The following is a 13,680-nucleotide window of genomic DNA, read 5'->3' as shown; positions in this document are numbered from 1 at the left end:
GGCGGAATTGATCGAGGTCGATATGGCAAAGCGGTGGTATTCGGTGAGCGTTCTCTCGAACTTCGAGAAGAAGATTGCCGAGCAGATCAGGACATCGGTTGAGGAGCAGGGGCTCCAGGACCAGATCGACGAGGTCATGGTCCCGACCGAAGAAGTCATCGAGGTGCGGCGCGGCAAGAAGGTGACGACCGAGCGTCGCTTCATGCCCGGTTACGTGCTGGTCCACATGGAGATGTCGGATCGCGGCTATCACCTGATTTCCAACATCAACCGGGTGACCGGTTTCCTCGGGCCGCAGGGCCGTCCGATGCCGATGCGCGACGCGGAGGTCGAGGCGATCCTCGGCCGCGTGCAGGAAAGCGACGAGGCCCCCCGGACGCTCATCCACTTCGAGATCGGCGAGCGGGTCAAGGTCAACGACGGTCCGTTCGAGGGCTTCGACGGCATGGTCGAGGGCGTGGACGAGGACAACCAGCGCCTGTCGGTGTCGGTGTCGATCTTCGGCCGCGAAACCCCGGTGGAGCTGGACTTCACCCAGGTGTCGAAGCAGGGCTGATCCTGTCGGGCCGTAAGGCCCCCGGCGGCGTGACCCATCGGATTTGTGCGGCCCGCGCCCTTGCGCGGGCCTTTTCGTTGGCGCGTCGTGGTGCCGTTCGTCCTCTTCCCGCGGCGCCGTCCGGAATCACTTGCCAAATCCGCGCCGAGGTTATATGCGGCGCCCCTGTTGCTGCGGAACCTGTCGGTTGCGCGCAATCCGCCGTGGGAGGCGAGGGTCGCGCGAGATCCGGACCTGACCACGCCACGTGAAGCCCCTTCGACGCGTCGCGGGGGAGATGGAAAAGGAGAAAGCCGATGGCCAAGAAGCTCGCCGGCAAGATGAAGCTGCAGATCCCTGCAGGCAAAGCCAACCCCTCCCCGCCGGTCGGTCCGGCGCTGGGTCAGCGCGGCATCAACATCATGGAATTCTGCAAGGCGTTCAACGCCAAGACGCAGGAAATGGAGCCCGGCGCGCCGTGCCCGACCGTGATCACCTACTATCAGGACAAGTCCTTCACGATGGACATCAAGACGCCCCCCGCGTCTTATTACCTGAAGAAGGCCGCCGGCCTGAAGCCCGTGGGCAAGCGTAACCGCCCCCGCGGTGCCGAAAAGCCGGGCCGTGAGACCATCGCGCACGTCACCGTGGCGCAGGTCCGCGAGATCGCCGAAGCCAAGATGAAGGACCTTTCGGCGAACGACGTCGAAGCGGCAATGCAGATCATCCTGGGCTCCGCCCGGTCGATGGGCATCGAGGTGAAAGGGTAATCGTCATGGCAAAACTTGGTAAGCGCACCCGTGCAGCCCGCGAAGCCTTTGAAGGCAAGGAAAACGTCACCATCGAGGAAGCCGTTTCCCTGATCAAGACGAACTCCAACGCGAAGTTCGACGAGACCGTGGAAATCGCGATGAACCTCGGTGTCGATCCGCGTCACGCAGACCAGATGGTCCGCGGCGTGGTCGGCCTGCCGAACGGCACCGGCAAGACCGTCCGCGTGGCTGTCTTTGCACGCGGCCCGAAGGCGGACGAGGCAAAGGAAGCCGGTGCTGACATCGTCGGCGCAGAAGACCTGATGGAAACCATCCAGGGCGGCACCATCGAGTTCGACCGTTGCATCGCGACGCCGGACATGATGCCGGTCGTGGGTCGTCTGGGCAAGATCCTGGGCCCGCGTAACCTGATGCCGAACCCGAAGGTCGGCACCGTGACCATGGACGTCAAGGAGGCCGTCGAGGCAGCCAAGGGCGGTCAGGTCCAGTTCAAGGCCGAGAAGGCCGGTGTCGTGCACGCCGGTGTCGGCAAGGTCTCTTTCGACGAGGCCAAGCTGGCAGAGAACATCCGCGCGTTCGTGAACGCCGTGTCCGCAGCCAAACCGGCCGGCGCGAAGGGCACCTACATGAAGAAGATCTCGCTGTCTTCCTCCATGGGCCCGGGCGTGACCGTCGACGTGACGAACGCGACCGGCAACTGAGCCAGTCGCAAAAGGATTTGGAAAGGGCGTCCCACGCGGGCGCCCTTTTTCTTTTGGCGGCGGGTCAGGGTATCCTTGCTTGGTCGTCTTTTGGCGGCGGGGTAAGACGACCGCATGAAACGATTTCTCATGTATCTCGGTATCGCGGTGGCTGTCATCGCCATGACCCTCTATCTGCCGTGGCAGGTGCTTCTTCCGCGACACGACCGCGACTGGCGCGCCGATCACAGCCGGTTGCCGCTGGTCTCGGCGGGGGACGGAACGGCGGTGATCCGCAACATCCGGAACTGGGATTACGCACCGGACGGCAGCGTCGCGCGGGGGGCTTGGATCAACGCGACCCTCGTGTCCGACGAACTGGAGCAGGCCTATTTCGTGGTGGAGCCGTTCACCGGCAGCGACGCCATCGCCCACACCATGCTGTCGTTCCGCTTTCGGGACGGGAAGACCTATGTCGCCTCCGTCGAGGCGCGGCGGGAGGAGGGCGAGGCCTACAATGCGCCGCTGGCCGCCGTGCTGCCGGTCTTCGAGTACTTCTTCGTCTGGACGACCGAGCGCGACATGTTCGGCAACTCGGAGTTCTGGGCGGGCGATCAGCTTTACATGTACCCGCTGTCGATCCCGATCGAGCAGCAGCGCGCCGTGCTGGAGGCCATGCTGCGCGAGAGCGAGGAGCTGGTGCGACACCCGCGCTGGTACAACACGCTGTTCTCCAACTGCACGAACGTGCTGGCGCGGGCGGTGAACCGGACAAGGCGCGGGTCCGTGCCGTTCAGCAAGGCTTGGGTGCTCACCGGCTACGCCGACGACTTTCTGTATGAACAGGGAATGCTGGCGGACATGGGCGGATTCGAGGCGACGCGGGAACGGGCCTTCATCTCGCCGCTGGTACGGGAGCTTTACGGGATAAAGGACCCGGCGGCATTCAGTGTCGCCTTGCGCGAACGGATGCGCGGCGGGATTTGATTGAATGATTGCAAGAAATAATGGCCGGTGCTAATGCAGGCCTCGCGGTGCCAAATGCGATTCGTATTCGGCACCGTAATTCGTCCGAGACGGTGGGTTGGCCCATTTCCTGAAATGGTTCCAATAATTCCTGCCTGAGACGGGAAGAGACATCTTTTCAGCCCCGCGCTTCTGCGTTGGGCCGCACAGGATGCGTCGACCCTCATTCGGACTTTGTGACCGGGGAAACCCGGTCGACTGAGAGCCGGAGGGTCCGCCCTCCAACAACTGGAGTGAAACTGTGGATAGAGCCCAGAAAGAGAAATTGGTCGAGGAACTCGGCCAGATCTTCGAAAGCTCTGGCGTCGTGGTGGTTGCCCGCTACGAGGGTCTCACGGTTGCCGAGATGACGGACCTGCGTGGTCGCGCCCGCAATGGGCAAGCCACCGTCCGCGTCGCCAAGAACAAGCTCGCCAAGATTGCCGTCGAGGGCACCCCTGCCGAAGGGATTGCGCAGTACCTTGATGGCATGACGGTGCTTACCTTCTCCGAGGACCCGGTCGCAGCGGCCAAGGTTGTCGAAGACTTCGCCAAGGACAACAAGAAGTTGGAAATCCTTGGCGGTGCGATGGGTGGCACCACGCTGGACCGGGCCGGTGTCGAAGCCGTGTCGAAAATGCCGTCGCGCGAGGAGCTTATCGCTTCCATCGTCGGCTGCATCGGCGCACCCGCATCGAACATCGCCGGGGCCATTGGCGCGCCTGCTTCCAACATCGCCTCCATCCTGTCGACCATCGAGGAAAAGCAGGAAGCGGCGTAAGCAACCTTTCGATCCCCGTGGGGCACATGCCCTGACGTTGGAACACATATCTAAACGGAAAGAGTCTCAAAATGGCAGATCTCAAAGCACTTGCTGAGCAAATCGTCAACCTGACCCTGCTCGAAGCACAAGAACTGAAGACCATCCTCAAGGATGAGTACGGCATCGAGCCCGCAGCCGGCGGCGCAGTCATGATGGCTGGCCCGGCAGGCGACGCTGGTGGCGCAGCCGAAGAAGAAAAGACCGAGTTCGACGTAATCCTCAAGTCCGCAGGCGACAAGAAGATCAACGTGATCAAGGAAGTCCGCGGCATCACCGGCCTGGGCCTGAAAGAAGCCAAAGAGCTGGTGGAAGCCGGCGGCAAGGCTGTCAAGGAAGGCGTTTCCAAGGACGAAGCCGAGGAACTCAAGAAGAAGCTCGAAGAGGCAGGCGCCGAAGTCGAGATCAAGTAATTCCCGTCTCACGACTGGTTTACGGCAAGCGCTCCCATCCGGGGGCGCTTGTTTTTTTGGTGCGGTGGTCGGTGCGACTGCTGTCGCGCGCGGTTTTCGGGCTCCCGGAGTCCAATTCGACAGGGGCCGCGCGTCTTGTCGGCCAGCGCCTGGCAGCCCGAGGCGCGGAAGGCCCAGGCCGAATTGACGTAAGGTTAACCAAAGGTTAACGCCGCGCCGAAGGCTTCGGAGGTCACGAATGCCTGCGCCTTCGCGTTGGGCGGCGGGTCTGCCACGGCCATGGAATTGGGTTGTTTTTTCGTGACTCCTTGACGGAACGGGCGCTTTTTGTCATTCTGCTTCAAGTGCATAAATCCGCGTGCCCCGGCCAAGGGGGGGTTGCGCGCTTGCGCTTTACCGAATATTCGGAAATCTCCCGCGGGTTCGAGCGATTCGAAGCCGTGGCGCAGGTGTTTCGGAGATAGGGGGCGGCGCACGACAGTTGAATATCTGATCCCAGCCCCCATATCCGGTCTTCCCCAGAACATCCGGACAACAGGCATCCCCTTCGCCCGTCTTGGCAAGCCCCCCGTCTGCATGCGTTTCCCGCGCGCAGACGGGGGGTTTCCCAAGGCAGGGAAACCGGTCGAGTGGCACGCGGTGGGACGCGCGCCGAGAATGGACCCGTCGACCCGCCGTCACTGACGTGAACCGCCGCTGTGGCCCCGGCAGCGTGCAGGTTCGGGCAGAGAAAATCGAAAGGGTGCTCCCCTCATGGCGCAAAGTTTCCTCGGTCAGAAACGCCTCCGCCGCTATTACGGCAAAATCCGCGAAGTTCTTGAAATGCCGAACCTCATCGAGGTTCAGAAATCGTCTTACGAACTGTTCCTGAAGTCAGGCGACCAGCCCAAGCCGATGGACGGCGAAGGCATCAAGGGCGTGTTCCAGTCGGTCTTTCCGATCAAGGACTTCAACGAGACTGCGGTCCTCGAATTCGTGGACTACGACCTCGAAAAGCCGAAGTACGACGTCGAAGAGTGCATGCAGCGCGACATGACCTACGCCGCGCCGCTGAAGGTCACCCTGCGCCTGATCGTGTTCGATATCGACGAGGACACCGGCGCCAAGTCGGTCAAGGACATCAAGGAACAGGACGTCTTCATGGGCGACATGCCCCTGATGACCCCGAACGGGACGTTCATCGTGAACGGCACCGAGCGCGTGATCGTGTCCCAGATGCACCGCTCCCCGGGTGTGTTCTTCGACCACGACAAGGGCAAGACGCACAGCTCGGGCAAGCTGCTGTTCGCCTGCCGCATCATCCCGTATCGCGGGTCCTGGCTGGACTTCGAGTTCGACGCCAAGGACATCGTCTTTGCGCGCATCGACCGCCGCCGCAAGCTGCCGGTGACGACGCTGCTGTACGCGCTTGGCCTCGACCAGGAAGCGATCTGCGACGCCTACTACAACACCGTGAACTTCGAGTATCGCCGTGGCGAAGGCTGGGCGACCAAGTTCTTCCCGGAGCGTGTGCGCGGCACCCGCCCGACCTTTGACCTCGTGGACGCCGACACCGGCGAAATCATCGCGGAGGCCACCAAGAAGGTGACGCCGCGCGCGGTGAAGAAGCTGATCGACGAAGGCAAGGTCAAGCAACTGCTTGTCCCGTTCGAGCACATCGTCGGCAAGTACGTCGCGAAGGACATCATCAACGAGGAAACCGGCGCGATCTACGTCGAGGCCGGCGATGAGCTGACCTGGACCGTCGACAAGGACGGCGAAGTGTCCGGCGGCAGCCTGAAAGAGTTGCTGGACGCGGGCATCACCGAGATCCCGGTTCTCGACATCGACAACATCAACGTCGGCCCCTACATCCGCAACACGATGGAGCAGGACAAGAACGTGTCCCGCGAAACCGCGCTGCTGGACATCTACCGCGTGATGCGCCCGGGCGAGCCGCCCACCGTCGAAGCCGCGTCGGCCCTGTTCGACACGCTGTTCTTCGACAGCGAGCGTTACGACCTGTCCGCCGTGGGCCGTGTGAAGATGAACATGCGTCTCGCACTCGACAAGCCGGACACCCAACGCACGCTGGACCGCGACGACATCGTGGCCTGCATCAAGGCTCTGGTGGACCTGCGCGACGGCAAGGGCGACATCGACGACATCGACCACCTCGGCAACCGTCGTGTGCGTTCGGTCGGCGAACTGATGGAAAACCAGTACCGCGTCGGCCTGCTCCGCATGGAGCGGGCGATCAAAGAGCGCATGTCGTCGGTCGAGATCGACACGGTGATGCCGCAGGACCTGATCAACGCGAAGCCGGCCGCCGCTGCCGTGCGTGAGTTCTTCGGCTCCTCGCAGCTGTCGCAGTTCATGGACCAGACCAACCCGCTGTCGGAAGTGACGCACAAGCGGCGCCTCTCGGCGCTTGGCCCCGGCGGTCTGACCCGTGAGCGTGCGGGCTTCGAGGTGCGCGACGTCCACCCGACCCACTATGGCCGCATGTGCCCGATCGAGACGCCGGAAGGCCCGAACATCGGTCTGATCAACTCGCTGGCAACGTTTGCCCGCGTGAACAAGTACGGCTTCATCGAGACCCCGTATCGTGTCGTGACGGATGGCGTCGTCACCGACGAGGTCCACTACATGTCCGCGACCGAGGAAATGCGTCACACGGTGGCGCAGGCCAACGCCTCGCTCGATGAGAACGGCAAGTTCACCAACGAGATGGTCAACACCCGCCAGGCGGGCGACTACACGCTTGCGCCTTCGGAAACCGTCGACCTGATCGACGTGTCGCCGAAGCAGTTGGTGTCGGTTGCGGCCTCGCTGATCCCGTTCCTCGAAAACGACGACGCCAACCGCGCCCTGATGGGCTCGAACATGCAGCGTCAGGCGGTTCCGACCCTGCGCGCCGAGGCGCCGCTTGTCGGCACCGGCATCGAAGAGGTCGTGGCACGCGACTCCGGCGCCGCCGTCATGGCGAAGCGTGCGGGCATCATCGACCAGGTCGACGCGCAGCGGATCGTGATCCGGGCGACCGAAGACCTGGAGCTGGGTGACGCGGGCGTCGACATCTACCGGATGCGCAAGTTCCAGCGGTCGAACCAGAACACCTGCATCAACCAGAAGCCTCTGGTGAAGGTCGGTGACACGGTGACGAAGGGCGAGGTCATCGCGGACGGTCCGTCCACCGACATGGGGGAACTGGCGCTCGGCAAGAACGTCATCGTCGCCTTCATGCCGTGGAACGGCTACAACTACGAGGACTCCATCCTGATCTCTGAGCGGATCGCCAAGGACGACGTGTTCACCTCTGTCCACATCGAGGAATTCGAAGTGGCGGCGCGCGACACCAAGCTTGGGCCCGAAGAGATCACCCGCGATATTCCGAACGTCGGTGAAGAAGCGCTGCGCAACCTCGACGAGGCGGGCATCGTGTACATCGGTGCGGACGTGGAGCCGGGCGACATTCTCGTCGGTAAGATCACGCCGAAGGGCGAAAGCCCGATGACGCCGGAAGAAAAGCTTCTGCGCGCCATCTTCGGCGAGAAAGCCTCGGACGTGCGCGACACCTCCCTGCGGGTGAAGCCGGGCGACTACGGCACCGTCGTGGAAGTGCGGGTATTCAACCGTCACGGCGTCGAGAAGGACGAACGTGCGCTGCAGATCGAGCGCGAGGAAATCGAGCGTCTGGCCCGTGACCGGGACGACGAGCTCGCCATCCTCGACCGCAACATCTACGCGCGTCTGAAAGGCATGATCCTCGGCAAGACCGCGGTGAAGGGTCCGAAGGGCGTGCGCGCGAACTCGGAGATCGACGAAGAGCTTCTGTCGACGCTGACCCGCGGTCAGTGGTGGCAGCTTGCCCTCGGCGAGGAAGACGACGCCAAGCACGTCGAAGCCCTGCACGAGCAGTACGAGATCCAGAAGCGGGCGCTCGACGCACGGTTCGAGGACAAGGTCGAAAAGGTGCGCCGCGGCGACGATCTGCCCCCGGGCGTGATGAAGATGGTCAAGGTCTTCATCGCGGTGAAGCGCAAGCTTCAGCCGGGCGACAAGATGGCCGGCCGTCACGGCAACAAGGGTGTCGTGTCGCGCGTGGTGCCGCAGGAAGACATGCCGTTCCTGTCGGACGGCACGCCGGTCGACTTCTGCCTCAACCCGCTGGGCGTGCCGTCGCGGATGAACGTCGGTCAGATCCTCGAAACCCACATGGGTTGGGCGTCGCGTGCGCTTGGCATCCAGGTGGACGAGGCGCTGCAGGAGTACCGCCGGTCGGGTGACCTGACCCCGGTGCGCGACGCGCTGAAGATCGTCTACGGCGACGAGGTCTACCAAGAGGGCTTTGCCGACGTCGACGAGACCGCGCTGGTGGAGATGGCGGGCAACGTGACCCGCGGTGTCCCGATCGCGACCCCGGTCTTCGACGGTGCCAAGGAAGCGGATGTGAACGACGCACTGAAGCGGGCCGGTTTCGACACGTCGGGTCAGTCCCGCCTGTTCGACGGCCGCACCGGTGAGGAGTTCAGCCGCAAGGTGACGGTGGGTATGAAGTACCTGCTGAAGCTGCACCACCTGGTCGATGACAAGATCCACGCCCGTTCGACGGGGCCGTACTCTCTCGTCACGCAGCAGCCGCTGGGTGGTAAGGCGCAGTTCGGCGGTCAGCGCTTCGGGGAGATGGAGGTCTGGGCCCTGGAAGCCTACGGCGCCGCCTACACACTGCAGGAGATGCTGACGGTGAAGTCGGACGACGTGGCAGGCCGGACCAAGGTCTACGAGTCGATCGTCAAGGGCGAGGACAACTTCGAAGCCGGCGTGCCGGAATCGTTCAACGTTCTCGTCAAGGAGGTCCGGGGTCTGGGCCTCAACATGGAACTCCTGGATGCGGAGGAGGACGAGTAACCCGCAGAGTTTTCGACGAAAACTCTGTGTCGCCAAGATCTTTCGTCCGAAAGATCTTGGCCTCGCGCCCCCGCTTCCCTCTGAATTTGTGAGGAATACATGAACCAGGAACTGACCAACAACCCGTTCAACCCGCTGACCCCGCCCAAGGTCTTTGACGAGATCAAGGTGTCGCTGGCGTCGCCGGAGCGGATCCTCTCGTGGTCCTTCGGCGAGATCAAGAAGCCGGAAACCATCAACTACCGTACGTTCAAGCCCGAGCGTGACGGCCTGTTCTGCGCGCGTATCTTCGGTCCGATCAAGGACTACGAATGCCTCTGCGGCAAGTACAAGCGCATGAAATACCGCGGCGTCGTCTGCGAAAAGTGCGGCGTCGAAGTCACGCTTCAGAAGGTGCGCCGCGAGCGCATGGGCCACATCGAGCTGGCCGCGCCCTGCGCCCATATCTGGTTCCTCAAGTCGCTGCCCTCGCGCATCGGCCTGATGCTGGACATGACGCTGCGCGATCTGGAACGCGTACTGTATTTCGAAAACTACGTGGTGATCGAGCCCGGCCTGACGGATCTGACCTACGGCCAGATGCTGACCGAAGAGGAATTCCTCGACGCGCAGGACCAGTACGGCATGGACGCCTTCACGGCGAACATCGGTGCCGAGGCCATCCGCGAGATGCTGGCCGCCATCGACCTCGAGTCCGAGGCCGAGAACCTGCGCGCCGACCTCAAGGAAGCCACCGGCGAGCTGAAGCCCAAGAAGATCATCAAGCGCCTGAAGGTGGTTGAGAGCTTCCTGGAATCCGGCAACCGCCCGGAGTGGATGGTCCTGACCGTCATCCCCGTGATCCCGCCGGAACTGCGCCCGCTGGTGCCGCTGGACGGTGGCCGCTTTGCGACCTCCGACCTCAACGACCTGTACCGCCGCGTGATCAACCGGAACAACCGTCTGAAGCGTCTGATCGAGCTTCGTGCGCCGGACATCATCGTCCGCAACGAAAAGCGGATGCTTCAGGAATCCGTCGACGCCCTGTTCGACAACGGCCGTCGCGGCCGCGTCATCACCGGTGCCAACAAGCGTCCGCTGAAATCGCTGTCCGACATGCTCAAGGGCAAGCAGGGCCGCTTCCGTCAGAACCTTCTGGGCAAGCGCGTCGACTTCTCCGGCCGTTCGGTCATCGTGACCGGTCCGGAGCTGAAGCTGCACCAGTGCGGGTTGCCCAAGAAGATGGCGCTCGAACTCTTCAAGCCGTTCATCTACTCGCGGCTGGAGGCCAAGGGCCTGTCCAGCACCGTGAAGCAGGCGAAGAAGCTGGTCGAAAAAGAGCGTCCCGAGGTCTGGGACATCCTCGACGAGGTCATCCGCGAGCACCCGGTTCTGCTGAACCGCGCGCCCACGCTGCACCGTCTGGGCATTCAGGCGTTCGAACCCACGCTGATCGAGGGCAAGGCGATCCAGCTTCACCCGCTGGTCTGCTCGGCCTTCAACGCCGACTTCGACGGCGACCAGATGGCCGTCCACGTCCCTCTGTCTCTGGAAGCGCAGCTTGAGGCGCGCGTCCTGATGATGTCGACCAACAACGTGCTGTCGCCTGCCAACGGCAACCCGATCATCGTTCCGTCGCAGGACATGATCCTCGGTCTCTATTATGTGACCATCGCGCGCGAAGGCATGAAGGGCGAAGGCATGGTCTTTGCCTCCCCCGAGGAGGTCGAGCACGCGCTGACGGCGGGTGAGGTGCACCTGCACGCCAACGTGAAGTGCCGCGTCAAGCAGATCGACGAGGAAGGCAACGAAGTCTGGCTGCGGTTCGACACCACGCCGGGCCGGGTCCGTCTGGGCCAGCTTCTGCCACTGAACGCCAAGGCGCCCTTCGACCTGGTGAACCGTCTCCTGCGCAAGGGCGACGTGCAGACCGTCATCGACACCGTCTACCGCTACTGCGGCCAGAAGGAGTCGGTGATCTTCTGTGACCAGATCATGCGCATGGGTTTTGTCGAAGCGTTCAAGGCGGGCATCTCGTTCGGCAAGGACGACATGGTGATCCCGGACAACAAGTGGACGCTGGTCGACGAAACGCGCGAGCAGGTGAAGGACTTCGAACAGCAGTACATGGACGGCCTGATCACCCAGGGCGAAAAGTACAACAAGGTTGTCGATGCCTGGTCGAAGTGTAACGACAAGGTCACCGAAGCCATGATGGGCACGATCTCGGCCAAGCGTTACAACGACGCCGGCCAGGAAGAAGAGCCCAACTCGGTCTACATGATGGCCCACTCCAAGGCCCGTGGCTCGGTCACGCAGATGAAGCAGCTGGGCGCGATGCGCGGCCTGATGGCGAAGCCGAACGGCGACATCATCGAGACGCCGATCATCTCGAACTTCAAGGAAGGCCTGACCGTTCTCGAGTACTTCAACTCGACCCACGGTGCCCGTAAGGGTCTGTCGGATACCGCTCTGAAGACGGCGAACTCGGGTTACCTGACGCGTCGTCTGGTGGACGTGGCGCAGGACTGCATCATCCGTCTGAACGACTGCGGCACCGACCGTGCGATCACCGCGCGGGCGGCTGTCAACGACGGTGAAGTGGTGTCCTCGCTGGGTGAACGCATCCTTGGCCGTACCGCGGCAGAGGACCTGGTGCACCCGATTTCGGGCGATACCATGGTGCGCCATGGCGAGCTGATCGACGAACGCCTGGCCGATATGGTCGAGGACTCGGGGCTGCAGACTGCACGCATCCGGTCTCCGCTGACCTGCGAGGCCGAAGAGGGCGTCTGCGCGACCTGCTACGGTCGTGACCTCGCGCGCGGCACCAAGGTGAACACCGGCGAAGCCGTCGGCATCATCGCGGCGCAGTCCATCGGCGAACCCGGCACGCAGCTGACCATGCGGACCTTCCACATGGGTGGCGTTGCGCAGGGTTCCTCGCGGTCGTTCCTCGAAGCGTCGCAGAACGGCAAGATCCAGTTCGTGAACCCGTCGTTGATCACCAACGTCGCGGGCGAGCAGATCGTCATGAACCGCAACATGCAGATCATGATCGTGAACGAGCAGGGCGAAGAGATCGCGTCGCACAAGGTGGGCTATGGCTCCAAGGTCTTCGTGACCGACGGCCAGGAGATCCTTCGCGGCGAGAAGCTGATCGAGTGGGACCCCTACACCCTGCCGATCATCGCTGAGAAGGACGGTACCGCCAAACACGTCGACCTCGTGAACGGCCTTGCCGTGCGCGAAGAGACGGACGATGCCACCGGCATGACGCAGAAGATCGTGGTCGACTGGCGCGCCGCGCCGAAGGGCAACGACCTGAAGCCGGAGATCATCCTGGTGAACGGCGACGGTGAGCCGGTCCGCAACGACGCGGGCAACCCGATCACCTACCCGATGTCCGTGGACGCCATCCTGTCCTGTGAAGACGGGCAGGAGGTGAAGGCCGGTGACGTTGTGGCGCGTATTCCGCGCGAAGGTGCGAAGACGAAGGACATCACCGGTGGTCTGCCGCGTGTAGCCGAACTCTTCGAAGCACGCCGCCCGAAAGATCACGCGATCATCGCGGAGATCGACGGCTACGTGCGCTTCGGCAAGGACTACAAGAACAAGCGCCGCATCACGATCGAGCCAACCGACGAGAACATGGAACCGAAAGAGTACATGATCCCGAAGGGCAAGCACATCCCGGTGGTCGAAGGCGACTTCGTCCAGAAGGGCGACTACATCATGGACGGCAACCCGGCGCCGCACGACATCCTCTCGATCATGGGGATCGAGGCGCTGGCGAACTACATGATCGACGAGGTGCAGGACGTCTACCGGCTGCAGGGCGTGAAGATCAACGACAAGCACGTCGAGGTCATCGTGCGCCAGATGCTGCAGAAGTGGGAGATCCTCGACAGCGGCGACACCACGCTGCTGAAGGGCGAGCACGTCGACAAGATGGAGTTCGACGAAGCCAACGCGAAGGCCGAGAAGAAGGGTGGCCGTCCGGCATCGGGCGAACCGATCCTTCTGGGCATCACCAAGGCGTCCCTGCAGACGCGGTCGTTCATCTCGGCCGCTTCGTTCCAGGAGACGACGCGCGTGCTGACCGAGGCCTCGGTGCAGGGCAAGAAGGATACGCTGATCGGTCTCAAGGAGAACGTGATCGTGGGCCGTCTGATCCCGGCCGGTACGGGTGGCGCGACGTTGAAGGTCCGCAAGATCGCGACCGACCGCGACAACGTGGTGATCGAAGCCCGCCGCGAGGAGGCAGAAGCCGCCGCTGCGCTGGCTGCTCCGGCTGCCGCGGTGGGAGACGACGTGGTGGGTGGCGACGAGTTCGACACGCTGATCGTCGACACCCCGGAAAGCCGCGAGTGATCGCAGGCTGACCCGGTCGCAAGGCCGCAGGACATCGAAAGGCCCCCGCCCGCGCGGGGGCCTTTTTCTTTGGGCGCCCCTCCGTTTCCGTGATCGTCAATTCCTTGCCTGTCCGGCGCCGCTGTGTTGTCGCTCCGGTCACGAAACCGTCAGGCGGTGGACCCCGGGACGGGACCGGGTCGTTGGGCAAGCAGAGAACAAGGGAGACACA

Annotated in this window: 9 protein-coding genes; 8 read left to right on the top strand and 1 reads right to left on the bottom strand. The window is 63.1% G+C overall.

Annotated elements, in window-relative coordinates; translation table 11 throughout:
- Positions 1-22: 22 nt before the first annotated feature.
- From nusG to rplL, 6 genes are all read left to right on the top strand, one after another.
- Positions 23-556, top strand: coding sequence for a transcription termination/antitermination protein NusG (nusG, locus tag ABFK29_RS21100; protein ID WP_040605070.1), 534 nt, complete (start codon positions 23-25; stop codon positions 554-556).
- 296 nt (positions 557-852) lie between these two features.
- Entirely contained in the window at positions 853-1,305 is a 453-nt protein-coding gene (rplK, locus tag ABFK29_RS21095; protein ID WP_005862823.1) for a 50S ribosomal protein L11, read from the top strand.
- A 5-nt stretch (positions 1,306-1,310) separates the two neighbouring features.
- On the top strand, positions 1,311-2,009 hold the full coding sequence (gene rplA / locus ABFK29_RS21090) for a 50S ribosomal protein L1 (RefSeq protein WP_005862820.1): 699 nt from the start codon (positions 1,311-1,313) through the stop codon (positions 2,007-2,009).
- A gap of 114 nt (positions 2,010-2,123) precedes the next feature.
- Positions 2,124-2,975 (top strand): DUF4105 domain-containing protein, encoded by an 852-nt coding sequence (locus ABFK29_RS21085; RefSeq protein ID WP_083803513.1) that lies wholly within the window; start codon positions 2,124-2,126, stop codon positions 2,973-2,975.
- Positions 2,976-3,255: 280 nt separating this feature from the next.
- Positions 3,256-3,774 (top strand): 50S ribosomal protein L10, encoded by a 519-nt coding sequence (gene rplJ / locus ABFK29_RS21080; RefSeq protein WP_040605059.1) that lies wholly within the window; start codon positions 3,256-3,258, stop codon positions 3,772-3,774.
- 71 nt (positions 3,775-3,845) lie between these two features.
- Positions 3,846-4,226 carry a 50S ribosomal protein L7/L12 gene (gene rplL / locus ABFK29_RS21075; protein ID WP_005862815.1) on the top strand — a complete coding sequence of 127 codons (381 nt, stop codon included), beginning with the start codon at positions 3,846-3,848 and terminating at the stop codon, positions 4,224-4,226.
- Positions 4,227-4,420: 194 nt separating this feature from the next.
- Here the strand turns inward: rplL and ABFK29_RS21070 are convergent, their stop codons facing one another.
- Positions 4,421-4,570, bottom strand: a complete 150-nt coding sequence (locus ABFK29_RS21070) for a hypothetical protein (RefSeq protein ID WP_157136602.1) — start codon at positions 4,568-4,570, stop codon at positions 4,421-4,423.
- Between the two features lie 409 nt (positions 4,571-4,979).
- Between ABFK29_RS21070 and rpoB the strand changes: the two genes are divergently transcribed.
- Positions 4,980-9,116: a DNA-directed RNA polymerase subunit beta gene (gene rpoB / locus ABFK29_RS21065; protein WP_005862811.1), complete on the top strand. Its 4,137-nt coding sequence runs from the start codon at positions 4,980-4,982 to the stop codon at positions 9,114-9,116.
- Between the two features lie 99 nt (positions 9,117-9,215).
- Positions 9,216-13,469: a DNA-directed RNA polymerase subunit beta' gene (gene rpoC / locus ABFK29_RS21060; RefSeq protein WP_005862809.1), complete on the top strand. Its 4,254-nt coding sequence runs from the start codon at positions 9,216-9,218 to the stop codon at positions 13,467-13,469.
- The last annotated feature ends 211 nt before the right edge of the window (positions 13,470-13,680 follow it).

Origin of the sequence: Sagittula stellata E-37 (genome assembly GCF_039724765.1) — a bacterium.
GTDB classification, from domain to species: domain Bacteria; phylum Pseudomonadota; class Alphaproteobacteria; order Rhodobacterales; family Rhodobacteraceae; genus Sagittula; species Sagittula stellata.
This window is presented reverse-complemented; position numbering and strand designations above follow the sequence as displayed.

Bases quoted from the DNA above. Each gene is read 5' to 3' on its own strand.
- nusG (WP_040605070.1), top strand. From the start codon at position 23: ATGGCAAAGCGGTGGTATTCGGTGAGCGTTCTCTCGAACTTCGAGAAG.
- rplK (WP_005862823.1), top strand. From the start codon at position 853: ATGGCCAAGAAGCTCGCCGGCAAGATGAAGCTGCAGATCCCTGCAGGC.
- rplA (WP_005862820.1), top strand. From the start codon at position 1,311: ATGGCAAAACTTGGTAAGCGCACCCGTGCAGCCCGCGAAGCCTTTGAA.
- ABFK29_RS21085 (WP_083803513.1), top strand. From the start codon at position 2,124: ATGAAACGATTTCTCATGTATCTCGGTATCGCGGTGGCTGTCATCGCC.
- rplL (WP_005862815.1), top strand. From the start codon at position 3,846: ATGGCAGATCTCAAAGCACTTGCTGAGCAAATCGTCAACCTGACCCTG.
- rpoB (WP_005862811.1), top strand. From the start codon at position 4,980: ATGGCGCAAAGTTTCCTCGGTCAGAAACGCCTCCGCCGCTATTACGGC.
- rpoC (WP_005862809.1), top strand. From the start codon at position 9,216: ATGAACCAGGAACTGACCAACAACCCGTTCAACCCGCTGACCCCGCCC.